We start from the raw sequence: 22,348 nt of genomic DNA, 5'->3' as shown, positions 1-22,348 counted from the left end.
CCCTCCGGAAACCTCCTCCCCCCTATAGGGGGAGCGGAGAATTTCGGAGACTCCGGAACTCGCCGGGAACGGAGAAAACGGAGAATTTCGGAGACTCACACCAGCCACAGCCACCCCTCGTGCAAGCCCAGCACTCCACGAGACGCGAGGCCCGTGATTGCGTCTCTGGTGCGACTGTTGCGCTTGTCGGTCGGGCACGATAGCTTTGCAGCGCCGGCAGCGATGGCGGCCTCCAGCTCGATGCAGGGGCACAGCGGCGGCGCTCCCGGCTTGCCCGTGGTCCCGTCCTTGAACATCGGACGCAGCGCCTCCAGCACCAACCGCTGATTGCCCCCCTGGGGCAGCTTCACTGCGCGCACCTCTTGGGCGGCAGTGGTGCGCTCCACCACACACGATGTCATCGGGTCGCCGTGTGCATCAATGCCGAGCGTCTCCACCCGCAGCTTGAACGGATGCGCGCCGCCGTCCTGCCCGTCCTTGGATTTCGCTACCTTCCATTCGCGGCGGTCGCCATCGCGTGAGACCTCCACGGCGGCATCCATCGCAGCGAATAGCGAACTGTGCCCACGCAGGCCCCGCGTGCTGTCCTTGCCCGTGTGGTGGACCAGCACCACCAGCCCCCCGGTCATGGATTGCATGCGCTTGGCAGCCTCCAGAATTTCGCCCATGTCGCGGCTGCTGTTTTCGTCGGCGGTCGGCGCGGCGCGGTTCAATGTGTCGACGAACACGACAGCACCAGCAGGTATCACCGCGGCAAGGTCTTGCACGTCCTGGGGCTCGGTCAGCCTGAACGGTTGAAGCATCATGCGCAGGCCGGCAGGCAGCGAACGGCTCCGGCTTGCCTCCCATGCTTGGGCGCGCAGCTTGAAGCCAGCTTCGCCCTCCAGCGCGGCGTAGACCACAGGCGCAGCCTCGACGCGGCAATCGAACCAGCGGGCGCCCTCCGCAATGGCGCAGGCCATATCGAACCCGAGAAACGATTTGCCGGATGCGCTCGGGCCAAACAGCGCCGCAAGCCCCACGGCAGGCAGCACACCACGCACACACCATGCGAGCGGCGGCAAGTCGCGCAGTTCTGCGGCGGTCAGCAGCTTGAAGCGCGGTTCAAGCGGTGCGGGCTCGGCGGCGTGCTCCAGCAGGTCGGCCAGCATGTCGAACCCTTCACGCAATGCATAGTCGTTCACATCGCTGTTATTCGGCCAGCCCTGGGGCATGCAGGCCACGGCGGCGCGCACATCGCGGGCGATGGCTTCGGCGTCGCGTTCCTTGCCCGCATCGGGCACCAGCACCAACCGGGTGGATGCGTCGCGCTGGCGAAGTTCAGCAGCAACGGCACGCACACGGCCCCAGCCGAAGCACACCACGGCAGCGGCTCCGGTCGCTTTCCATGCGGCCCACGCTTGCCCGATGCCTTCGCACACGTACGCCACGCCACCGGGCACAAGCTCGCCCACCGTAAACCAGCCTTCGACACTGGCACCCGGCAGATTCAGCTTGCCCGGCTTACCTTGCACCTTCAATCGTGCGGCCACCTCGGGCGGCGCGATGAACTGCAGGCTCGACAGCGTGCCATCGAAGCGAAGCACGGGCACTACCAGCGCACCGGCCATGCTCTCGCCAGCGATGCGCAACGGGTCGCCAGCGGGCAGCACACGCAGGCCACCCAGCGGCACTCCGGCGGCTTGCTTCTGCTCGATGTAGGGATGCCCCAAGTTCGCGGGTTCACAGCGGCTCCACACCTCGGCAGGGCTCATGCCTGAACTGCACTTGCGCGGCGGCTCTGCGACCTTCCTGGGGGCTTGTGCGGGCCTGTGCCGGGGCTTGTCATTGAGGCGCCATCCTCCAAGCTCTGCAGCCATCATGAACAGGGTTCCAGCCCCGACACCTGCGCCCGGCGTGAAACTGCGCCAGGCAGCGCGGGCGTCGCGCTCGTCGTAGCTGGCCGCCTGCGCGCTCCAGTCGTTGAAGTCGTCGGAGTCGAGCCCCGCAGCTTGGGCGGCCATGCCGACGCGCACCCATTCCTCGCGGCGCAGGTCGGCAGGAATGGCGTACAGCGCGTCGCGGGCACGGTCGACTGTGTGCCCGTCAAGCATTCGACCCTCGCTCGACAGTCTTGCCGCGCCGCACCAACCAGCGGCCAATCTTGCGGCGGTCGGCGGCGGTGAGGTGATAGACGCCGCGCTTCACCTCGAACCCGTCACGGTCGATGCATGGCACCTTGTCGCACGGAATGTCCAACCCGCGGCGGCGCAGTTCGGCCACGAGTTCTGGGCCGTTGCTGCACCCGCCCCACATGTCGATCGCCTTGCGCGTCTGTGGGTTTTTGAGCAGCGCGTCGATCACGCGCAGATGGCGCGGATTCTCAGTGCCCAAAAATTCAACAACAACGTTGGAGTCGCGTTGATGTGCATCCTGGAAAGCGCTGTACTCCTTGCTGGGGTCACCCGATTTTTTCAGAGCGTTCCATGAAGCCGCACCCTCATGATGGAGAGCCAAAACCGCAGCGGCGAGGCGGTCAAGTTCGGCCTTCATGCCGACACCCCCAGCACCCGGCGCAGTTCAGATACCGGCCAAGCCAGCCGGCCATTGATGCGGATGGGACGCAGCGGGCCGTCCTCGCGCATTGCCCAAAGGCGAAGCGTTTGCTGTGCGCGATTCAGATGAAACGCGGCTTCGGGCGTCGGCAACGTGGCGCGGGTCTCGCGCTCAAGTGCCACCGGTTGAACGATCTTTGCAGCCATTTCGTAACCCCTCGGGTTGTTGAACATGGCTGCACTTCGATGCCGGGGTAAATTGCGGACTACGAGCCCCGGTCAATTTCACTGGGAATCCCTGGCCAGAGCGACGGGTGAACCCTGGTCAAAAGCCGTTTTGCCCCGGTCAATCGGTGCGGGGGTCACCGACTGAATAAGCCGCGTAGACCTTGGGGAAGTATCTTTCGAGCTGTTGCCATGCCGTCAGGTCGCCCAGCTGACGGCGCACCTTGCGACTGGTAGGCGACATCAGCCACTGCATGACCTCGTAGGGACAGAACAGGGGCACGGTGGTACGGCCCCTGCCTCCTTGGCCCTTCACCTTGCGGGCGGCTTTCAGCTTCGGCGTGTCTTCCAGATTGTCGAACCAGGACATATCCATGCCGACGAATCGACCGAACGCCTCAATCAACTCCTCGCGGGTCGCCAGCATGCCGAGGTCGATACCACGGTCCGGAATCGCGGCGACCTCGGGCGCGGGTTGGGGAAGCGTTTCGACGATATTCTGCAAATCTTCGCGCTTGAATCGCAGTTCGGACAACGGAACGCGCATTCCGGGCTCGATTTTGAGCAGTTCTCCTTCAGACGTGCGAGTGATGTTCACAAGCGCGTCGGCCCCGTCAGCCTCCAGACGGTGCGTGTCGCCTGCGAACACCATGGGCGCCAGATAGCCCTCGAATCGACCGTTGAAAATCTTCGAAGGTGCCGTGGGGGTGTAATCAAGCCAGAACCACGGCGTGAGCCCCATCTCCAGCAGGCGCGCCAGAATCCAGATGCCCCCGGTTTTCGCGTGGAGCCAAGCGCACGCTTGTTCGATGGTCGCGAGCTTGGGCAAATAGTCCATCACACTCCCCCGATGCAACCCTGACCTAGAAGCTCCGGCAAGCGGGCAGGAAAATCCGCTGTTCGGCCTGGTGGCCTAGCTCGGGCGAAATCAATTCACGACGCGCAGCTTACCGGACGCTCCGCCGCGAACGGCATGTCGGCCATGCTCCAATTTCACGCCCTCTATGCGCTCGTGAGCACGTGAAAAGAAAGCGAGCGGCCCAGTGTCTTGCCATCGTAAAACCTTTCCGGGGGCTGCGTAGAATGTGCGAGTGACCCTCGTGCGCTCTATTCTCCCGAACGACACGCCCGCGCTTCGCAAGGAGCGGGGCGCTTTCTTCACTCCCGACGAGATCACCCGCTTCATTTCCAGTTGGGCCATTCGCACCGCCGACGACTTGGTGATGGAGCCTTCCGCCGGTGATGCCGCCTTCCTGGTCGCTGCCGTGGCCCGTCTTCGCGAGCTTTCGCACGACCCGGATGCGTGCCCGACCGTACACGGTGTCGAAATCCATGCGCACAGCGCAGAGGTTAGCGGCCAACGCGTGCAGGAGGCAGGTGGCGAACCACACATCCGGCACAGCGACTTCTTCCTCGTCGAACCTGAGCCGGTCTTCGACACGGTCATCGGCAACCCGCCCTACATTCGCTACCAAGACTTCGCGGGCGAGTCCCGTGCTCGGTCTCGCGCTGCCGCCCTCAGAGGTGGTGTGTCGCTGACCGGTCTCGCGTCCAGCTGGGCGGCCTTCACAATTCACTCTGCACTTTTCTTAAAGCAAGGGGGCCGGCTCGGGCTTGTGCTCCCCGCCGAGTTGTTGTCGGTGAACTATGCGGCCCCCGTGCGCCGTTTCCTGTTCAACCATTTTCGCGACGTGCAGCTCGTGCTCTTCGACGAGCAGGTATTTTCGGAGGCCGAGGCCGACGTCGTGCTGCTCCTTGCCGACGGTTACCTGGAGGGTCCCGCGAATCACGCAGTCATCCGCCAGGCGAAGAATGCTGCAAATCTCGCGTTTCTTGGCGCGGGGCAGCCCTGGACGCCGACTGACCCAGCGGGCAAGTGGACCAGCAGCCTCGTAGATCCAGATGCCGTCAAGTCGCTGCACGCAGCAGTTCAGCGCGGCCTGTTTACAAGCCTCGAGACGTGGGGCGACACCACCCTCGGCATCGTCACCGGCAACAACAAATACTTCACGCTCTCGCCGCAGCGCGTAAAGGAACTCGGCCTGCGCCGCAACGAGTTGTTGCGCCTCTCGCCACCTGGGAGCTCTCATTTGCGTGGCCTAACGCTTTCCGACGCCATGCTCACCTCGCTCGGCCGGCAGGGGCATGCCACCTATCTCTTCTATCCCAGCGACCAGCCCTCGGCTGAGGCTGCGGCGTACATCGAAGATGGCCACCGGACCGGTGTCGACACTGCCTACAAGTGCCGCGTCCGCAAAACCTGGTATCGAGTGCCGCTCGTCTCGGCGGCCGACCTGCTGTTGACCTGCATGAACGCCGACACACCTCGACTTACAACAAACGAGGCCGGGGCGCGCCACCTCAATTCGGTGCACGGCATCTACCTGGATGGCAAATACCGTGAACTCGGTCGCGAGCTGCTGCCGCTGGCGAGCTTGAATTCGATCACGCTGCTGCACGCGGAGATGGTGGGTCGCGCTTACGGAGGAGGCATCCTGAAGATCGAGCCGAAAGAAGCCGACGTATGGGCCGTACCCTCGCCCGCCTTGATCTTGGCTTGCGCCGGGGCGCTTCGCGCCGTTAAGGAACAGGTCGCCAGCCTGCTTCGCGCAGGCAAGCTGCTCGACGCCGTTGAGGTCGTGGACAACGTTGTACTCGTCCAGTACAGCAAGTTATCGGCAAAAAAAATCAAGCATATTCGGCAGGCGCGTGCAGAGTTCGCCCACCGCCGCACAACGAGGGCTGCCAGTGGCCACTGAACCAAACGCGAAAGCGAAAGCCTGGGAGCTCTTTGATCGAATCGTTGCGCGTGCCGCCGACAACGGGCTTCACAGCAATCCCTGGCTCATGGGCTTGGACGGCGAGCTTCGCTACGAGCCGGACTACACGACCCTTGCCCAACTGCTCGGCGTTCCTCTTTATCTCAAAGCCGACACTCGCACCGGGGTGCCCGCGCTGGCCCTGGACGTCTGGCTGAGCTACGAGCTGCGACGCGCAGGCTTTGGCCGCGACCAGGTTTGGCCGCGCCCCATTCATCCGCGCATCCTTCCGGCGTCGGTTGCGAACCTGCTGAAAGCACTGACTGCCAAGGAGCGGGCTCCCGTCGAAGCCCGCATCACACAGGAAGCGGCGGTTAAGAACGTCACCGCAGCTAGTGCGAACATTCTTGGCAAGAACTACCTCAAGCAGGTCGATGTAATCATCACCGACTGGGCCACGGGGCCCGAGCTGTTGATCTCGACCAAGCGCATGGATTCCTCTTACGGCAAGAACGCTGCCAACCGAGTCGAGGAATCCTACGGCGACGCCAAGAACCTGCGTTTGAGGCATCCTCTCGCCGCCCTTGGCTTCATGTTCGGCCTACGCTCTGACATTCTTCAGAAGGAGCCTGCTACCGCCGAATGGCTATTCGACCTGCTGGCCAAGCTCGGACGTGAGGACGACGCGTACCATGCCACGTGCGTCGTTTTGATGGAATATTCGGACGCTGCCGCGATACTCGACAGTGGCGAAGAGACGCCCCCTGCTGCCATACCGGAGCCCGGACCGGAACTACGTGAAGAGGAGATTGCACCGGCACACGACCCCGACTATGTCGTCGAGAGCGCTCTCCTGCAGCTCCCGAAGGTGATGATTCTTCAAGACAAGATACCCAAGGAACTCGCACCTGGCCGCTTCCTGGCGGCGATGGTTGATCGGGTTCTTGGCGCAACACCCGTCAATATGCACGCAGAGGCACGGAAAAGACGTCGCGAATCCCGGAACGCCCTGGACTGAATCGCCGTCTACTTCACAGAGCAGCACCACCGACTACGCGCAGCTTCCCGAGCTCCGCATCAAAGGACCGGGGTTCAGTGCCGCCCGAGCGGTTCACGCTAACGCGCAGCGCGCATGCCAAGCGCACACCATGCAGCCGGGCAACTCATCTCGGCTGAACGCCTGCTGCAACGCCGTCCAGCATTCCCTGCACGCGGCGCACTTGCGCTTCGAGCATTTCCTTGAAATCTTCATAGCTTCCGCCGACATCAAGTTCGCGCCTTAGCTCGACCATCAGTGGCAGAAGCTCCATCGTCAACACTTTCATGGTCGAGGCTATTGACTGCATGAATTCCAGAAGCAGCGACATATGAAGCTCACGGAGCCTCACCCGTTTTTCCTCGACGCTGGCTGCTTGTCCCTTGTGAAATTCAAGTGACCTGTTCTTTGCTTCGAACGCTTCTAGGTCTGGGTTGCCCGATTCGTTCTTTGCTGTCATCTCAGCGAGAATTCGTTTGATCTCAACTTGATGCACTTCGTACAAGTCGTCCTGAATCTTGAGGTTAGACACAGCATCGCGAATCGGCATCACTTGGACGATCGTTCGTCCAAGCACCTCACCATACGAACTAACAAGGCCGTTGGCCAGTCGAGCCGTTTTTGGGTCACCGACCAACTGCAGCTTGATCATCGAGGCGAAGAAGCCCTTCAGTTCATGGCTAGGGTTGACCTGCGACAAATCTGTTTGCGGCAATGCACCGATCACTGAGTTTGCCTTGACGAGTTCCTCTGCGCCTTCCAGGTACACCGCCTGGCGTAAATCCGCTCGACGCTGCTTCGCCTTTTCTTCGGCGTCTGCGGCAAGCTGGGTCTGGAGTTGCTTGCGACTGTGGCGGTTGGCAACGAGCACGCCGAGAAGCGTGAGGCCGGAACCCATGAGCGTCGTCCAGGCTGTTTCGGGGATAGCCTGAAGAACGCTCCAGATAGCGGAAAGAATTGTCATTGCTTGTGCCATGTCCTGCTCCTGTAGGCAGCATTAGGACACAAGGAACGGCGAGGAGCGACCGGGCGCGACCACCGCTCTTAGCTGGCCGTCGGCGGCTTGCTATAGGCCAATTTCAGGCGGCAGTACCGCCAACCACGCGCAGCATGCCTGGCCCCACATCAGGCACACACACCACGCCGGCCAGACCCATGATGTGCGACTCGATTTGCTCCAGGAACGGGCGCAGCGCGTCAACGCTGCGCGGCCGGTAGCCCTCGGCGGTGGCGCTGGGCTTGTGGCCCATGACCTGGGCAATGGCGCCTGCCGGTGCTCCAGCAGCTTCGCCCAGCAGCGAAAACGAACGACGCAGGCCGTGAATGGTCAGGCCCTCGATGCCGGCGCCCTGCAGCGCCTTGGCGTGGCTTGAACGGGCATCGGCGATGCGGCCCGACTTGCTGGCGCTGGCGAACACGTACGGCCCCACCCTCGGCAAGCTGGCCAGCAGTTGCGCGAGGTACGGCGTCAGCGGAATCGTGCGGGTCGCGTCCACCTTGTCGGCGATGGTCAGCTTGCGCCACTGCAAGTCCACGTTCGCCCAGGTCAACGCGGCCAGTTCTTCGCGGCGTGCCCCTGTCAGCAGCAAGGCGCGCAGGTAGGCCGATGCGGCGCCGTTGCCGAGTTGCGCCACGCCTGCCCACCAGCCGGGCACTTGCGCGGCCTCCAACGCGTCGGTGCGGCGCGTATTGCTCGGCAGGTTCTCCACGATCGCGGCGGCCCTGCCGGCCTCGCGGTCGGTCTGCCCCCGGTATTCGGGACGGCCCGCACACCAGCGCAGAAAACCACGGAACATCATCAGGGCGCGAGCCGCCTGGTGCCTGCCGGCAAGCGCTTCGCGGTCGTACCAGGCCTTCAGGCTGTCCTCGTTAATGGCCGCCAGCGGCAGCGCGAGCAATGGAGAGAGCGGCCCCGGTCGCGTCAGTCCCTCCCCTCTCTTCTTCTTCACCCCCCCGGGTGCGGCCATTGCCTTCAGGTCTGCCAGGTAGCGCGGCTTCCATGCTTCGCGGCGCTTGGGCCTGCCATGCTCCAAGTACAGCGGCCACACCTCGCCCACGGTGACGGCATGGGCCGCAGCGGCCGCCGCATGCGCGGCCTTGTCGGCGGCTTGCTGGCGCTCGATTTCTCGCGGGTCCAGTCCGTTGTCCAAGACCACGGCCAGGCGGCGTGCCTCGGCACGCGCCTGCTCGATGGACCAGACGCGCACGTCGCCAATCGTGCGGCGGATGGTCTGGCGGTTCAGCTTGGACTCGAACACGAACGACTTCGCGCCGGTGTTCGTCACGCGCACGCGCAGGCCGGGCACCTGGCTATCCCGCAGGAACGCCTGGGCTTTCTGGTCGGTGCGGCAAGTCAAGCGCTCGATGACGCCAACGGTCAGGTTCACGCGCTGCGTGGTGTCGGGCGCTTCGTTTTTCTTCGGTCGGGCCATGTGCGGTGCTCCGGTCGGAAGTGGCTACACCCGGAATCCGTGTAGCCACTGTGTAGCCAAAATCGCCCAATTTTGGGGAATATCGATCAACGCTCAACTGTATGTTCAGCCAGCCATTCTACCGCAAGTCGTTGATTTATATCGATTTATCTACGAAGCTCAACACAGGCAAATATACCTATTCCATCATTCGTAATGAGAAGGTCGGGTGTTCGATTCATCTCTCCGGCACCAAGTCAGTCAAAAAGCCTTGCTATCGAACAGATAGCAAGGCTTTTCTGTTTTTGAGCTGTGTAGCCGCGAGCACGGAGTTCGCCGCGCGGCTTTAACGACGCGTTGGGCTCAATCAGAAAGCCACGCTGGGCTAAGCGTCTGATGGCCAACTCATCAATACGCCCGCTCAAAAACCCCCTTTGGTTACCCCTGAAACACCGCAACAACGCGTTGTATTCCAAGGCGGCAATAGTCCGCCATAGGTAATTCTCCGACACAGAAGATCCCCACGCCTACGCGCCAATTCGCTGCAGAAAGCGCATCATTGCCAGCGAGGAACCCCCGGTTCAAGACTGTGCGAGGCAGCATGACAAGGTTCAAAAAGGTCTTCTGGATCGGCGGCGGGCTCGCCGTGTTGGGTGCGCTCGCCGCGTACGCGGTGTTCAACGAGCTGAAGACCTCCCGATGGCAATCCGCCCTGTGGCGCGACTTTGCCAAGGGTGCTGGCTACACGGTCGAAGCGGGTGCGAGCGATGCCATCCGCTTTCCCCATACCGGACCGTACGACGAGCGGATGGGCTATCACGATCTTCCAGATTTCATCCGGCGCTTGCAGCCTGAGGGCTACGTCGTCACCCGTCAGGCGCGCATGTCGCCGCGGCTGATCGAGCTTCAGGAGCGCGGGCTTTTTATCCCCTACCGCGAGAAAAACCAGGCGGGTCTGACGGTGCGCGATTGCCGCAATACGGCGATGCTGCACACGCGGGTGCCCCAGCGCGCCTACGAGCGCTTCGAAGAGGTGCCGCCGCTCCTGGTCAGCGCCCTGCTGTTCGTGGAAGACCGCCACCTGCTCGACGCGCAGCCGGCACAGCGCAACCCCGCGCTGGACCCGGAACGCTTTGCCAAGGCAGCTGTGGAGCAAGGGCTGCGGGTGCTCAGCCCGGGCCAGAGCGCGACGGGCGGCAGCACGCTCGCAACTCAGATCGAAAAATACCGCCATTCGCCGCAGGGCCGCACCACGTCGGTTCGCGAGAAGCTGCGCCAGATGGCGTCGGCCTCGGTGCGTGCCTACCAGGACGGCGAAGACACGCTGGCGCGGCGCCGCCAGATCGTGGTCGACTATCTCGACACGGTGCCGCTGGCCGCGCGTCCGAGCATGGGCGAAGTGCACGGCCTGGGCGACGGCCTGTGGACCTGGTACGGACGCGATTTCAGCGAGGTGAACCGCCTGCTGGTCGACAACGCGGAGGGCGCAGCGCCTACGCCCGAGGCGCTTCGGCGCCAGGCCGAGGCCTTCAAGCAGGCGCTGTCGCTGATGATTGCGCAGCGCCGCCCGTCGCAGCACCTGCTGGGCGACGGCACGGGTCTGGCGCGGCTGACCGACAGCTACCTTCGGCTGATGGCCGAAGCGGGTTTGATTTCTACCGTGCTGCGCGATGCGGCGCTGGCCGTGCCCTTGCACCTGCGGCCCCAATTGCCGGCGGTCCCCCGGCCCGACTTTGTGCAGCGCAAGGCCGCGACCGCGCTGCGCACCCACATCTCCACCCTGCTCAACGTGCCGCGCGCCTATGACCTGGAGCGCCTCGACATGGAGGCCGAAACCAGCCTCGACAGTCAGGCGCAGGCACTCGCGGCGCAGGTGCTCACCAGCCTGCAGGCGCCCGCGGCGGCCAAGTCGGCGGGGTTGTACGGGCACCACCTGCTCGACCCAGGCGCCAACCCCGCCCCGCTTATCTACAGCTTCACGCTGTTCGAGCGCGGCGCCCAGGCCAACCTGCTGCGCGTGCAGGCCGACAACATCAACCAGCCCTTCGACGTGAACCAGGGCGCTCGGCTGGACCTTGGCTCCACCGCCAAGCTGCGCACGCTGGTGAGCTACCTGGAGCTGGTGGCCGAGCTGCATGGCCGATGGGGCGAGATGAGCCCTGCTCAACTCACCGCGCTGAAGACCAGCCCCCGCGATCCGCTGGGCGCTTGGGCGCGGCAATACCTGCAGCGCACCAAGGATCGCCGTCTCACGCCCATGCTCGAGGCGGCCATGGAGCGCAAGTATTCGGCCAACCCGGGCGAGGCCTTCTTCACCGGCGGCGGCCTGCACCAGTTCGAGAATTTCGAGAGTTCGCGCAACAACGAATTCATGACGGTGCGCGAAGGCTTCAAGCATTCGGTCAACCTGGTGTTCATTCGCCTGATGCGCGACCTGGTGCGGCACCGCATGTTCGGCGGCGCGTCAGACGCCGAGAGCATGCTGCAAGACCCTTCGGATCCGCGCCGACACGAGCTGCTCGCGCGCTTTGCCGATCGCGAAGGCTCGGCCTACCTGATCCGCTTCTATCGCAAGTACCAGCGGCTGCAGCCTGCCGACGCCGAGGCGTTGCTGCTGCGCAGCCTTCGGCCCTCGGCGCCGCGCATTGCCAGTGCGCTGTTCACCGTCGAGCCCGACGCCAGCGAGGCACGGCTCGAAGAACTGCTCGTGGAGCGCACGGGCCGAGGCGCCGCGTCGCCTCGCGCATTGCGGGCAATGCGCACCACCTACTCCGGCCTGTCGCTTGCCGATCGCGGCTACGTGGCGCGCGTGCATCCGCTCGAACTGTGGCTGGTTGGCTATCTGAAAAGCCACCCCGGCGCAACGTTGACCGACGTGCTGAACGCCAGCGCGAGCGAACGCCAGGAGGTCTACGCCTGGCTCTTCAAGACGCGCCACAAGAGCGCGCAGGACAAGCGTTTGCGCGAGCTCGTCGAGATCGACGCCTTCGCGGAGATCCATCGCTCGTGGCAGCGGGTGGGCTATCCGTTCGAATCGCTGACGCCCTCGTACGCCAGCGCCATCGGCGCCTCGGGCGACCGGCCAAGCGCCTTGGCGGAGCTGATGGGCATCATCGCCAACGACGGCGTGCGGCGGCCGACACAGCGTGTGGGCGCCCTGCACTTTGCGCGCGAAACGCCGTATGAAACGCGGCTGGAGCAACGCAACGCGAGCGCCGAGCGGGTGCTGCCGAGCGAGGTGGCCGCATCGGTGCGCCGCGCGCTCTTCGAGGTGGTGCAAGACGGCACGGCGCGGCGCCTGAAGGGCTCGCTGGTGGATGCGAACGGCCGCGTCATCGAGATTGGCGGCAAGACCGGCACGGGGGACCACCGCTATGGGCACGGCAGCGGGAAGGCGGAGCGCAAGATCAGCCGCTCGGCCACCTTCGTCTTCATGATCGGCGATCGCTACTTCGGCACCATCATGGCCTACGTGAACGAACCCTATGCCGCGCGTTACCGCTTCACCAGCGCGCTGCCGACGCAGCTGCTGAAGTCGCTCGGGCCGCAGCTGCTGCCGGTGCTGGAGCGCAGCGGCTGCGGTGGCGACTGACATCATCGATCGATTGATGCAAATCCGCGAACTCGCCACCGGCCTGCAGTTTCCCGAAGGGCCGGTCGCCATGGACGACGGCTCCGTGCTGCTGGTCGAGATTGCCCGCGGCACGCTCACGCGCGTGCGGCACGACGGCCTGGCTCAGGCGGTGGCCGACCTGGGAGGCGGGCCGAACGGCGCCGCCCTGGGGCCCGATGGCGCTGTGTACGTATGCAACAACGGCGGCTTTCGCTGGCACACCGAAGCCGACGGTTGCCACCGGCCAGTGGGCCAGGCCGACGACTATTCGGGCGGGCGCATCGAGCGCGTGAACCTGGCCACGGGCCGCGCGGAGCGGCTCTACGACACCGTCGATGGCGTCGCGCTGCGCGGGCCGAACGACATCGTGTTCGACGCGCAAGGCGGCTTCTACTTCACCGACCTGGGCAAGACGCGCGAGCGCGACATGGACCGCGGCGGCGTGTTCTACGGCCACAGCGACGGCAGCGGCGCGCATGCCATCGCACGGCCGGTGATGACACCCAATGGCATCGCCCTGTCGCCCGATGGCCGCACGCTCTACTACGCCGAGACCGAAGGCGCGCGGCTCTGGGCCTTCGACATCACCGCGCCGGGGCGCGTGCGCAAGGAGGGCTGGCCCTCTCCGCACGGCGGCCGCATGCTGTGCGCATCGCCGGGCGGACACTACCAGCGCTTCGACTCGATGGCCGCCGATGCGCTGGGCAACCTGTGCGTCGCCACGCTGCTGCACGGCGGCATCACCATCGTCGCGCCCGACGGCGCCACCTGCGAGCACGTACCGCTGCCCGACCGCTACACCACCAACATCTGCTTTGGCGGACGCGACATGCGCACGGCCTACATCACCCTGTCGGGGAGCGGGCGGCTGATTGCGATTGACGATTGGCCTACGCCGGGGCTTCGGTTGAACTTTCAGGGTTGAGGCCTGAAGCCGCCTCATACCACGCCCTTCTTCGCACTCCCCGTCAGCGACGCGACCGAAGGCACGATCCAGCGCCGGTCATTGAACAGCCGCCGGATGCATTCGCGCAGCCACCGATGCGCGGGGTCGACGTGGTGGCGCGGGTGCCAGGCCATGCGCAGGGGCTCGGACTGCACCGCCACCGGCAGTTCGAACACCGTGAGGCCGAGCGAGTCGGCCATGCCGCGTGCGGTGCGCTCGGGGACACTGGCGACCAGCTCGGTACGCGAGGCGGCGATCAGCGCAGAGAAAGTGCTTGGCACGAGCAACGCCACCTGGCGCTGCAAGCCAAGCACGGCCAGCGCCGTGTCCACTGGCGAAGGCTCGCCTTGTCGCGGCGTGACGCCGACGTGGCGCGCCTCTGCATACCGTTGGGCAGTCATCGGCGTTTTCTTGAGCCCCTTCAACAGCGGGTGCCCGGCGCGCACCGCGCCCACCAGCGTTTGCTCCGACAGCACCTGCGTTTCGGTTTCCGGATCGGTGCCGCGAAAGCTCCCGACATCCAGGTCGATGCGCCCATCGCGCAATGCACCTGGGTCGGCGTGGGTTTCGGGAAGAAACTGGAGCGAGGCCAACGGCATTTCCATTTCCAGCGCATGCGACAGGCTGGAGCCGAACACCACCGCAATGCCCTCGGGTGCACGCACGACGAAGCGCCGTCGCACCGCCGCCAGGCTTTCTGCATCCGCGGGTGCGTGCAACGCCTGCGCCTGTGCGAGCAAGGCGCGCACAGGTTCTGCCAGCGCAATGGCGCGCGGCGTTGGCACGAGCTTTCGGCCGGCGCGCACGAGGATCGGGTCGCCAAAGGACTCGCGGATGCGCGCCAGTGTGTGGCTCATCGCGGGCGTGCTCAGGTTCATGCGCGCGGCCGCCGCTGTCACGCTGCCGGTGGAGAGCAGCGCATCGAGCGCAGTGAGCAGGTTCAGGTCGTATGTGTTCGCCATGCGAAATCATATGTTCAATACATTGCACTGTACAAAACGATTGCCGCTTCCGACACTGGTGCCCTTGCCCCTCGATCGATCGGTTCCATGAAAGCTTCTCGCACTTCTTCTTCACCCCTGCTGCCATTCGCCATGCTGGTGTTGACGCTCATCCTCGCGGCACTCGACCAGACCATCCTCTCCACTGCGCTGCCCGTCATTGCGCGCGAACTCCGGGGAAGCTGGCCGCTCGCATGGGTTTTCTCGGCCTATCTGCTGGCCGCGACGGTGGTCATTGCGCTGTATGGCCGCCTGGCAGACGTGCTCGGCAAGAAGCCGATGCTGCTGTTGGCCATTGGCCTCTTCCTGGCCGGTTCGCTTGCCTGCGGCGCGAGCCAGGACGTGCAGCAACTGGTGCTTGCGCGCGCACTGCAAGGCGCGGGCGGCGGCGGACTGATGACGCTCACCATGCTGACCGTTCCCGACCTGTTCGCGCCCGAGCAGCGCGGCCGCTACCAGGCGCTGCTCGGCGCGGCATATGGTGTTTCGACGATGTTCGGGCCACTGCTGGGTGGCGCGCTGGTGGAGCACCTGTCGTGGCATTGGGCTTTCTGGATGAATGTTCCAGCCGCCGCGCTGGCGTGGGGTGTGCTGGCATCGACCCTTCCCTCGAAGCCGATGGCGGCCCAAGCATCGGCTGCGGAAGAGGGACGGCAGCGCACGCGCATCGACTGGCTCGGCGCGGTGCTCCTTACGGCCGCTCTTGTTTTGCTGCTGCTGGCGACCCAGCATGGCCAACTGAATTTGCCCGAGGCGGTTTCGCTGTGGTTGCTGTTGGGGTTGGGCGCCAAATTCGCACTGGCTTTTATCTGGCGGCAGAAGCGCGCCGCGCAACCCTTGCTGCCGCTGTCGCTGTTCGCGCGCCCGGCCTACGCGGCGGTCAGCTTCATCGGAATGGCCACCGGCATTGCGCTGTATGCGGCAGTGGTGTTCTTGCCGCAGTACCTGCAGATCGGCTTGCACCTGTCGCCCACGGGCTCTGCGTGGCACCTGTTGCCACTGATGGCGGGTATCACCGTGGCGGCCGTGACCAGCGGCAAGTTGCTGCGCGCGCAACGGCCGGCCATCTCGGTGGCGCGCGTGGCCTGCGTGCTGATGTTGCTGTCCTTCGGCTTGATGATTGGCGTGCTGCGCTGGCTGCCCGCTGAGCCCCTGGCGCTGTCGGCCGCGCTGTTGCCGCTGGGACTCGGGCTTGGACTGCTCTTTCCCATCGTCACGGTGGTGGCGCAGCGCGTGTCGCCCGCGCAGCACATGGGCATTGCCACGGCAGCGCCCATCATGCTGCGCAGCCTGGGCGGCGCCGCGGGTGTGGCGCTGCTGGCTGCGCTGCTCACGCGCCTGGTCAAGCAGGAGCTCACCACGCCCGGTGCGCTGGCACACGGCGCGGCGGATGCCGTGACGGCCGCTCTGGGCCATGGGCTGCAATCGGTATTCGGCTGTGCCGCGGTGGCCGTTCTTCTTGCGTTGATCGCCTCGAGTTGGCTGGTGCAGAAACGGCCGCCCGAAGGGCTTGCGAACGATGGCCTTCTCGAAGCCGCGTCATGAAGGCGGCCTAGGTCACGCGATGTTCATTAAGTCTATGGATGCTCTGCTTGCTTGCGCAGCACACGCGCCGTGTGCCGAGCAATCACCGCCTCCTCGTCGGTCTTGAACACCCAGGCGCTGACCGGGCTCTTCGGCGTGGTCAGCCGAGTCGCACCGGCTGCCTTGGCGGCCGCATCGACCTCCAGCCCGAGCCATGCGCACTCGGCAAGAATGCGCTCGCGCAGCGCCGCGGCGTTCTCGCCGATGCCGCCGGTGAACACGATGGCGTCGACACCGCGAAGCGCCGCAGCCAGGCAGCCCATGTGCTGCACCACCTGCTCGACAAAATGCGTGATGGCTTCCGCCGCGGCGGGCAGCTTCGACGCTTCGAGCTCGCGCATGTCGCTCGACACGCCTGAAAGCCCCAGCAGGCCCGACTCGCGGAACAGCAGCTTCTCGACCTCGCCCGTGGACATGCCGCGCGAGCGCATGAGGTACAGCACCACGGCTGCGTCGAGCCGGCCGCAGCGTGTGCCCATGGTGAGTCCATCAAGCGGAGAAAAGCTCATGGTCGTCGCGACCGATCGGCCCTCTGCCATGGCGCACATCGACGCGCCGTTGCCAAGGTGCGCGACGATCACGCGTTGCTCGGCGAGCTGCGGCGCGAGCTGCGCGAACTGCGCCACGATCGATTCGTAGGACAACCCATGAAAGCCGTAGCGCCGCACGCCCGCATCGTGCAGCGCGCGCGGCAACGCGAAGCGGCGGTTCACCTCAGGCTGCACTGCATGAAAGGCAGTATCGAAGCACAGCACCTGCGGCACGCCGCCAAAGGCCTGCATGGCGGCGCGCACGCCGGCAATGTTGTGCGGCTGGTGCAAGGGCGCGAGTGGCTCGAGCGCCTTCAGTGCATCCAGCACCGCATCGTCCGCGCGCACCGGCTCGATTAAGTTCACGCCGCCATGCACGATGCGGTGTCCGACCGCGGCGATGCGGCCGCCGCCGCCCTGCCGCGCATGCCAGTCGAGCAGCGCGGCCAGCGCGCCCTGATGCGAGCGCTGGTCGCCTTGCAGCTCGGCTTCGTGCAGCGTGCCGCCCTGCACGTTGTGCACGCGAAGCCGCGCTTCGAGCCCCGCGCCAAGGCCATCGGCCTGGCCCGACCATCGGGCGGTGGGCAGCGCGGCACTGTTGTTTTCGCCCTTGACCGCATCGAACAGCGCAACCTTGATCGACGACGACCCGGCGTTCAGCGTGAGCAACGGCAGCAGCGAATCAGCCATGGCTTACTTTAAACCGACCCGCAGAGACCCCGCGCCACGCACGTTCCGGGAAACTGGAACAATGCAACCACAATGGACGGCCTCGATCTCATTAAAACATTCCGCGAAGTGGCGTTCCGGCGCAGCTTCTCCCGCGCAGCCATCTCGCTCGGCATGTCGAAAGCCACCGTCAGCCGCTACGTGGCCGAGCTGGAGGAACGCAGCGGCGTGCGCCTGCTCAACCGCTCCACGCGCTCGCTGAGCCTGACGGACGCGGGCCAGGTGCTGCTCGACCGCAGCGCTGATCTGGTGAACATGGCTGAGGCCACGCTGAACGACCTGCAGGCCCATGCCTCGCACCCGCGCGGGCGGCTGCGCATGAGCGCGCCGCACGGGCTCATTGCGGGCTGGCTCTCCGACGTGATCGCGGAGTTCATCAAGCTCTATCCCGACGTGTACGTGAGTCTGGTGTTCACCAACAGCGAGATCGACCTGATCGAGGAAGGCATCGACATCCACCTGACCGGCGGGCGCATCGACGACATGAACCTGATCGTGCGACGCCTGGTCCCGTTCGACATGGTGGTCTGCGCGAGCCCGGCCTACTGGGCCCGGCGCGGCATTCCCAGGGTGCCGGAAGACCTGGCACGTCACGACGTGCTGAGCTATTCGGCCAAGCCCACCACCCATCTGCCCTTCGAGACCGATGGCAAGGCCATCGACGTGCCCGTGCACAGCCGCCTGGAGGCCAACGACGCGGTCGCGCTCATCGAGCTGGCGCTGCGCGGCGCGGGCGTGGCCTACGTGCCGGAGCCGCTCGCGCTGTCGCACCTGGATCGCGGCGCGCTGGTGCCGGTGCTGCGGGAGCACATGCCGCACGATCACTGGCTGTATGCCGCCTACTCGCAGCGCCGCCACAACAGCGCAGCCATGCGCACGATGCTTGATTTTCTCGAGCAATCGATGGGGGCGACTGGTGAGCCGCCGGTGTTTCCGCGGATGACGCCCGTCGAAGCAGCCGCGTGCACCCTTTCGAGGGCGACGGAGGTTGTGCGGGTCGCCACCACGTCGGCGGAACGGACGGACAGGCTGCTGCCCCAGTCCTGAGGATGGCCGGCCCATGATGGGGCCGGGTCGTGTTGCAATCGCAGGTTTTCAAACGTGCAGGCAACCGACGCATGACGACCACTCCTTCTTCTCCTTCTTCTCCTTCTCTCCTGATCCGCCCGCCGACGCGAGACGACTTCGCTGCATGGAAGCCGCTATGGGACGGCTACAACGCCTTCTACAAGCGCGAAGGCCCCACGGCGCTGCCCGACGAGATCACGCAGGTCACCTGGCAGCGCTTCTTCGATGCCTATGAGCCGGTGCATGCGTTGGTGGCCGAGCGCGACGGCCAGCTGGTTGGGCTGACGCACTACCTCTTTCATCGCAGCACCACGCGCATCGAGCCGACCTGCTACCTGCAGGATCTGTTCACGCTTCCGTCGGAGCGCGGCCGCGGCGTGGGGCGCCAGCTGATCCAGGGCGTGTGCGCGCACGTCAAGGGCGTGGGCGGGCACCGCGTGTACTGGCAGACGCACGTCACCAACGCAGCCGGCCGCAGGCTCTACGACAAAGTCGCCACGCACGACGGCTTCATCGTGTACGGGACCACGGCCTGACGGCTGACGAAACACTGGCCTGGTGAGAGAGGCTGGGTGGGGGAGCAGCAGCGGCGGCCTGGGGCGCCTCAGGGAATCTACGGATATATGAATCGCCGGATGGGGTTGATTGCACACTGTTTTTGTATACAAATAACGCACCCGATACCCGGCGCGGCGTTTGCGCTGGAAAACGGTCCCTCAATCCCATTCGCACGAGGAAAGACCATGAGCACAGTCGTCAGCCAAGCCCCCGCGGGCACCAACGAAGCCGGCCATGCGCCGCACACCGAATCCAACGCGGTGATCAAGCCCGGCTACCACCCGCGGCTGACCAACGAAGACCTGGCCCCGCTCAAGAAGCAGACCTGGGGCCAATACAACATCTTTGCGTTCTGGATGTCCGACGTGCACAGCGTGGGCGGCTACATCACGGCCGGAAGCCTGTTCGCGCTGGGCCTGTCGAGCTGGCAGGTGCTGGTGTCGCTGCTCGTGGGCATCGTGATCGTGCAGTTCTTCTGCAACCTGGTGGCCAAGCCGAGCCAGGTTACGGGCGTGCCCTACCCCGTGGTGTGCCGCGCATCGTTCGGCGTGCTGGGCGCCAACATCCCGGCCATCATCCGCGGGCTGATCGCGGTAGCCTGGTACGGTGTGCAGACGTATCTCGCATCGGCCGCCTTCATGGTGCTGGCGCTGCACATGTTCCCCAACCTCGCGCCCTATGCCAACGTGGCGCAGCACGGCTTCGCTGGCTTGTCGACGCTCGGCTGGGTAGCCTTCATGATCATGTGGGTGCTGCAGGCCTTCGTGTTCTGGCACGGCATGGAAGCCATCCGCAAGTTCATCGACTGGGCCGGTCCTGCCGTGTATGTGGTGATGGCCGTGCTCTGCGGCTGGCTGGTGTGGAAGGCGGGCTGGAGCAACATCGACCTGAACCTGGGCGGCATCAAGTTCCAGGGCTGGGATGCGCTGCCGGTGATGCTCTCGGCCATTGCGCTGGTGGTGAGCTATTTCAGCGGCCCCATGCTCAACTTTGGCGACTTCTCGCGCTACGGCAAGAGCTTCGACGCGGTGAAGAAGGGCAACTTCTGGGGCTTGCCGATCAACTTCGTGTTCTTCTCGCTGCTGACCGTGATCACCACGGCCGCCACGCTGCCGGTGTTCGGTGAGCTCATCACCGATCCGGTGCACACCGTGGGCAAGATCGACAGCACCACCGCCGTGGTGCTGGGTGCGCTGACATTCATGATCGCGACCATCGGCATCAACATCGTCGCCAACTTCGTCTCGCCGGCGTTCGACTTCTCGAACGTGGCGCCGCAGCACATCAGCTGGCGAACCGGCGGCATGATCGCCGCGGTGGGCTCGGTGTTTCTGACGCCGTGGAACCTCTACAACAGCCCCGAGGTGATCCACTACACGCTGGACGTGCTGGGCTCGTTCATCGGCCCGCTGTTCGGCATCTTGATTGCCGATTACTACTTCGTGCGCAAGCAGCGCATCGACGTGGACGCGCTCTACTCCATGAGCCCAAAGGGCGAATACTGGTACAGCGGCGGCTACAACCCGAAGGCGATCCAGGCGCTGATCCCCTCCGCGCTGGTGCCGATTCTGTGCGTGATGGTGCCGGCGCTGCGTGGTGGCGCGAACTATGCATGGTTCATCGGCATGGGGCTGGGCTTCGTGCTCTACGTGCTGCTGAACCGCAACAACAAGACTTGAAACGCTGAAGAGAAGGACCGCGCCGTGCGCATCAAGATCATCAATCCCAACACCACCTGGAGCATGACCGAGAAGATCGGTGCCTGCGCCCGCGCGGTTGCGCAGCCCGGCACCGAGATCGTCGCGGTCAGCCCCGCCATGGGGCCGGTCTCCATCGAGAGCCACTACGACGAGGCGCTGGCCGTACCCGGCCTGTTGCAGGAGATTGCGGCCGGCGAGCGCGAGGGCATCGATGGCTACGTGATCGCCTGCTTCGGCGACCCGGGCCTGAAGGCCGCCCGCGAACTCGCGCGCGGCCCGGTGGTGGGCATTGCAGAAGCCGCGATGCACCTGGCCAGCATGGTGGGCAGCCGCTTCAGCGTGGTCACCACGCTGGGCCGCACCATGGGACAGGCCTGGCACCTGGCCGAGATCTACGGCATGGAGCGCTTCTGCGCCAACGTGCGCGCCTGCGAGCTGCCGGTGCTCGAGCTCGAAGAGCCCGGCTCCAATGCGCGCGAGCGCATCGTCGATGAATGCCGGCGCGCCCTCGACGAAGACGGCTCGGATTGCATCGTGCTCGGCTGCGCCGGCATGACCGACCTGTGCGAGCACATCGGCGGCCTGCTCGGCGTGCCGGTGATCGACGGCGTGGCCGCGGCCACCAAGCTCGTCGAATCGCTGGTCGCGTTGAAGCTGCAGACCAGCAAGCGCGGCGAGCTGGCTCGTCCCCTGCCCAAGCGCATGACGGGTGCGCTCGAAGGTTTTACCCTGGCCGCACGCTAGGGGCGGCACGGGGTTCGGCGGCCAGCCCGCTAAGACACAATCTCCGCATGCCCCGCGCCAAATCTCCTGCCTCTCCCGCTTCCCCTATCGCCACCGCCGCTCCTAACGAGAACGGCGCAGCCGCCGCCGACAAGGGCAGCTCCATCGAGAGCATTGCGCAGGACATCGCCACCGCCATCGTCGAGAAGCGCCTGCCGCCCGGCACCTGGCTGCGCGAGGAAGCGCTGGGCCGCGTCTATTCGGTGAGCCGCACCAAGATCCGCGCGGCCTTGCTCATGCTGTCGAAGGACAAGCTCATCGAGATGATTCCCGACAAGGGCGCGTTCGTCTGCCAGCCCACGGTGCAGGAGGCGCGCGAGGTGTTCGCGGTGCGTCGCATCCTCGAAAGCGAAGTGGTGCGCCTGTTCATCGCCAATGCGCGGCCGCGCGACTACCAGGTGCTGGAGCAGCACATTCGCTTCGAGCGCACCGCGTTGCGCCAGACCACCACCACGGGCACCGTGCGCGAGAAAGTGCTGGGCGATTTTCACGTGGCACTGGCCGAAGCCACGGGCAACAAGACGCTGGCCGAACTGGTGCGCGAACTGGTGGCGCGCAGTTCGCTGATCGCCATGCTCTACCACTCGTCGAACGACCCGCACTGCTCGTCGGACGAGCACTCGGAGTTTCTGCGCATCTGCCGCAAGGGCGACGCGGAAGGCGCCGTGGCCTGCATGACCGAGCACCTGGAGCGCATCGAGGCCAGCCTGGAGCTCGGCACCGAGAAGCCCGACCGGCAGCTCGACCTGGTGAAGGCGCTGCTCGCCTGACGGCGCCCTCGCGGCGATGCGGGTTTTCCTGCATCCAGATTGCGGCATAAATTGTATACAGTTTGGCGTACACACTTTGTGGACGCCCGGCCAGCCGCGTC

Annotated in this window: 18 protein-coding genes; 10 read left to right on the top strand and 8 right to left on the bottom strand. The window is 65.2% G+C overall.

Features of this window, described 5'->3' with window-relative positions; genetic code table 11:
• Positions 1-95: 95 nt before the first annotated feature.
• The 4 genes from J2X92_RS23795 to J2X92_RS23780 form a co-directional block, all read right to left on the bottom strand.
• A complete protein-coding gene (locus tag J2X92_RS23795; RefSeq protein WP_307579370.1) occupies positions 96-2,093 on the bottom strand; it encodes an AAA family ATPase in 1,998 nt (665 codons plus the stop codon).
• Entirely contained in the window at positions 2,086-2,532 is a 447-nt protein-coding gene (locus J2X92_RS23790; protein ID WP_307579369.1) for a hypothetical protein, read from the bottom strand. Before J2X92_RS23790 ends, J2X92_RS23795 begins: the two co-directional genes overlap by 8 nt.
• Positions 2,529-2,768 carry a hypothetical protein gene (locus J2X92_RS23785; RefSeq protein ID WP_307579368.1) on the bottom strand — a complete coding sequence of 80 codons (240 nt, stop codon included), beginning with the start codon at positions 2,766-2,768 and terminating at the stop codon, positions 2,529-2,531. The genes J2X92_RS23790 and J2X92_RS23785 overlap by 4 nt, the downstream gene beginning before the upstream one ends.
• 112 nt (positions 2,769-2,880) lie before the next feature.
• Positions 2,881-3,597: a hypothetical protein gene (locus J2X92_RS23780; protein WP_307579366.1), complete on the bottom strand. Its 717-nt coding sequence runs from the start codon at positions 3,595-3,597 to the stop codon at positions 2,881-2,883.
• Positions 3,598-3,850: 253 nt separating this feature from the next.
• Between J2X92_RS23780 and J2X92_RS23775 the strand changes: the two genes are divergently transcribed.
• A complete protein-coding gene (locus tag J2X92_RS23775; protein ID WP_307579365.1) occupies positions 3,851-5,518 on the top strand; it encodes an N-6 DNA methylase in 1,668 nt (555 codons plus the stop codon).
• A complete protein-coding gene (locus tag J2X92_RS23770) occupies positions 5,508-6,536 on the top strand; it encodes a hypothetical protein (RefSeq protein WP_307579363.1) in 1,029 nt (342 codons plus the stop codon). The genes J2X92_RS23775 and J2X92_RS23770 overlap by 11 nt, the downstream gene beginning before the upstream one ends.
• A gap of 145 nt (positions 6,537-6,681) precedes the next feature.
• Here the strand turns inward: J2X92_RS23770 and J2X92_RS23765 are convergent, their stop codons facing one another.
• Positions 6,682-7,530 (bottom strand): hypothetical protein, encoded by an 849-nt coding sequence (locus J2X92_RS23765; RefSeq protein WP_307579361.1) that lies wholly within the window; start codon positions 7,528-7,530, stop codon positions 6,682-6,684.
• Positions 7,531-7,633: 103 nt separating this feature from the next.
• Positions 7,634-8,986 (bottom strand): tyrosine-type recombinase/integrase, encoded by a 1,353-nt coding sequence (locus J2X92_RS23760; RefSeq protein WP_307579359.1) that lies wholly within the window; start codon positions 8,984-8,986, stop codon positions 7,634-7,636.
• Positions 8,987-9,566: 580 nt separating this feature from the next.
• Here J2X92_RS23760 and J2X92_RS23755 point away from each other — a divergent pair.
• Positions 9,567-12,557, top strand: coding sequence for a transglycosylase domain-containing protein (locus J2X92_RS23755; RefSeq protein ID WP_307579358.1), 2,991 nt, complete (start codon positions 9,567-9,569; stop codon positions 12,555-12,557).
• A 16-nt stretch (positions 12,558-12,573) separates the two neighbouring features.
• Positions 12,574-13,503, top strand: coding sequence for an SMP-30/gluconolactonase/LRE family protein (locus J2X92_RS23750; RefSeq protein ID WP_307579356.1), 930 nt, complete (start codon positions 12,574-12,576; stop codon positions 13,501-13,503).
• Between the two features lie 14 nt (positions 13,504-13,517).
• Here J2X92_RS23750 and J2X92_RS23745 read toward each other — a convergent pair whose 3' ends face one another.
• A complete protein-coding gene (locus J2X92_RS23745; protein ID WP_307579354.1) occupies positions 13,518-14,486 on the bottom strand; it encodes a LysR family transcriptional regulator in 969 nt (322 codons plus the stop codon).
• Between the two features lie 87 nt (positions 14,487-14,573).
• On the opposite strand from J2X92_RS23745, the gene J2X92_RS23740 reads away from it, so the two are divergent.
• Entirely contained in the window at positions 14,574-16,070 is a 1,497-nt protein-coding gene (locus J2X92_RS23740) for an MFS transporter (RefSeq protein ID WP_307579352.1), read from the top strand.
• A gap of 32 nt (positions 16,071-16,102) precedes the next feature.
• On the opposite strand, the gene J2X92_RS23735 is transcribed toward J2X92_RS23740, so the two are convergent.
• A complete protein-coding gene (locus J2X92_RS23735) occupies positions 16,103-17,329 on the bottom strand; it encodes an acetate/propionate family kinase (RefSeq protein ID WP_307579350.1) in 1,227 nt (408 codons plus the stop codon).
• Positions 17,330-17,401: 72 nt separating this feature from the next.
• Between J2X92_RS23735 and J2X92_RS23730 the strand changes: the two genes are divergently transcribed.
• The 5 genes from J2X92_RS23730 to J2X92_RS23710 all read left to right on the top strand — a co-directional run bounded on the left by J2X92_RS23730 (position 17,402) and on the right by J2X92_RS23710 (position 22,247).
• The gene (locus J2X92_RS23730; protein ID WP_307579348.1) at positions 17,402-18,415 is read left to right on the top strand and encodes a LysR family transcriptional regulator; all 1,014 of its coding nucleotides are present in this window, start codon (positions 17,402-17,404) and stop codon (positions 18,413-18,415) included.
• A 71-nt stretch (positions 18,416-18,486) separates the two neighbouring features.
• Positions 18,487-18,972, top strand: a complete 486-nt coding sequence (locus tag J2X92_RS23725) for a GNAT family N-acetyltransferase (RefSeq protein WP_307579346.1) — start codon at positions 18,487-18,489, stop codon at positions 18,970-18,972.
• 207 nt (positions 18,973-19,179) lie between these two features.
• Complete coding sequence (locus J2X92_RS23720; RefSeq protein ID WP_307579345.1) at positions 19,180-20,673, top strand: NCS1 family nucleobase:cation symporter-1; 1,494 nt, start codon at positions 19,180-19,182, stop codon at positions 20,671-20,673.
• 24 nt (positions 20,674-20,697) lie between these two features.
• Positions 20,698-21,438 (top strand): aspartate/glutamate racemase family protein, encoded by a 741-nt coding sequence (locus J2X92_RS23715; protein WP_307579343.1) that lies wholly within the window; start codon positions 20,698-20,700, stop codon positions 21,436-21,438.
• A gap of 47 nt (positions 21,439-21,485) precedes the next feature.
• A complete protein-coding gene (locus tag J2X92_RS23710; protein WP_307579341.1) occupies positions 21,486-22,247 on the top strand; it encodes a GntR family transcriptional regulator in 762 nt (253 codons plus the stop codon).
• Positions 22,248-22,348: the final 101 nt, after the last annotated feature.

Origin of the sequence: Variovorax paradoxus (genome assembly GCF_030811855.1) — a bacterium.
GTDB lineage: Bacteria > Pseudomonadota > Gammaproteobacteria > Burkholderiales > Burkholderiaceae_C > Variovorax > Variovorax paradoxus_L.
Note: the sequence above shows the minus strand (reverse complement) of the source record. Positions and strands in the feature narration are given on the sequence as shown.

Coding starts and splice junctions, on each gene's coding strand:
- J2X92_RS23795 (WP_307579370.1), bottom strand. CDS start 2,093: ATGCTTGACGGGCACACAGTCGACCGTGCCCGCGACGCGCTGTACGCC.
- J2X92_RS23790 (WP_307579369.1), bottom strand. CDS start 2,532: ATGAAGGCCGAACTTGACCGCCTCGCCGCTGCGGTTTTGGCTCTCCAT.
- J2X92_RS23785 (WP_307579368.1), bottom strand. CDS start 2,768: ATGTTCAACAACCCGAGGGGTTACGAAATGGCTGCAAAGATCGTTCAA.
- J2X92_RS23780 (WP_307579366.1), bottom strand. CDS start 3,597: ATGGACTATTTGCCCAAGCTCGCGACCATCGAACAAGCGTGCGCTTGG.
- J2X92_RS23765 (WP_307579361.1), bottom strand. CDS start 7,530: ATGGCACAAGCAATGACAATTCTTTCCGCTATCTGGAGCGTTCTTCAG.
- J2X92_RS23760 (WP_307579359.1), bottom strand. CDS start 8,986: ATGGCCCGACCGAAGAAAAACGAAGCGCCCGACACCACGCAGCGCGTG.
- J2X92_RS23755 (WP_307579358.1), top strand. CDS start 9,567: ATGACAAGGTTCAAAAAGGTCTTCTGGATCGGCGGCGGGCTCGCCGTG.
- J2X92_RS23750 (WP_307579356.1), top strand. CDS start 12,574: ATGCAAATCCGCGAACTCGCCACCGGCCTGCAGTTTCCCGAAGGGCCG.
- J2X92_RS23745 (WP_307579354.1), bottom strand. CDS start 14,486: ATGGCGAACACATACGACCTGAACCTGCTCACTGCGCTCGATGCGCTG.
- J2X92_RS23740 (WP_307579352.1), top strand. CDS start 14,574: ATGAAAGCTTCTCGCACTTCTTCTTCACCCCTGCTGCCATTCGCCATG.
- J2X92_RS23735 (WP_307579350.1), bottom strand. CDS start 17,329: ATGGCTGATTCGCTGCTGCCGTTGCTCACGCTGAACGCCGGGTCGTCG.
- J2X92_RS23730 (WP_307579348.1), top strand. CDS start 17,402: ATGGACGGCCTCGATCTCATTAAAACATTCCGCGAAGTGGCGTTCCGG.
- J2X92_RS23725 (WP_307579346.1), top strand. CDS start 18,487: ATGACGACCACTCCTTCTTCTCCTTCTTCTCCTTCTCTCCTGATCCGC.
- J2X92_RS23720 (WP_307579345.1), top strand. CDS start 19,180: ATGAGCACAGTCGTCAGCCAAGCCCCCGCGGGCACCAACGAAGCCGGC.
- J2X92_RS23710 (WP_307579341.1), top strand. CDS start 21,486: ATGCCCCGCGCCAAATCTCCTGCCTCTCCCGCTTCCCCTATCGCCACC.